Annotated in this window: 1 pseudogene; it reads right to left on the bottom strand. The window is 75.8% G+C overall.

Annotation, left to right across the window (positions count from 1 at the left end):
* Positions 1 to 327: pseudogene (locus AQJ84_RS40245) on the bottom strand (hypothetical protein); the annotation flags it as partial.
* Positions 328 to 508: the final 181 nt, after the last annotated feature.

Raw genomic sequence — 508 nt, 5'->3', positions numbered from 1 at the left:
CGTGGGCAGGTCGTCGCCGACGCGGCCGACGTCGCCGAGGTTGTCGCCCACGCTGTCGCCCAGCCTGATGTGCTGGCCCGCGTTGTCGGCGGCGTGGGCACCCGCGCCGACCAGCGCGGGTTCCTTCACCGGGGAGGGGGTGTGGGGGGTGTCGGCGCCGGCCCCCGGGGCGTCCGGGCTGCCGGGCTGGTCGACGATGTCGCCGGGCCCGTCCTGGGCCTGCTGGAGGACGTTGCCCCGTTCGTCGAGGAGGTTGCCGTCCGGGTCGTAGTAGCGGGCCGGGGCGCCGTCCTCCGTGGGCAGCCTCGTCGTGCCCGCGGGCAGCACCGGGGTGTCGTCCGGGAGCTTGAAGTTGCCGTCGGGCAGCCGGGTCGCGCCCTCCGGGACCGCCGCCCCTCGGGCAGGTTCACCGTGCCGTCGGGGAGCTTGACCGCGCCCTCGGGAAGAGTGAACGCGTTCTCCGGCAGCGCCGGGATGTCGATGTTGCCGACGCCCTTCAGCGCCGCGC

Source organism: Streptomyces resistomycificus, from assembly GCF_001514265.1.
GTDB lineage: Bacteria > Actinomycetota > Actinomycetes > Streptomycetales > Streptomycetaceae > Streptomyces > Streptomyces resistomycificus.
This window is presented reverse-complemented; position numbering and strand designations above follow the sequence as displayed.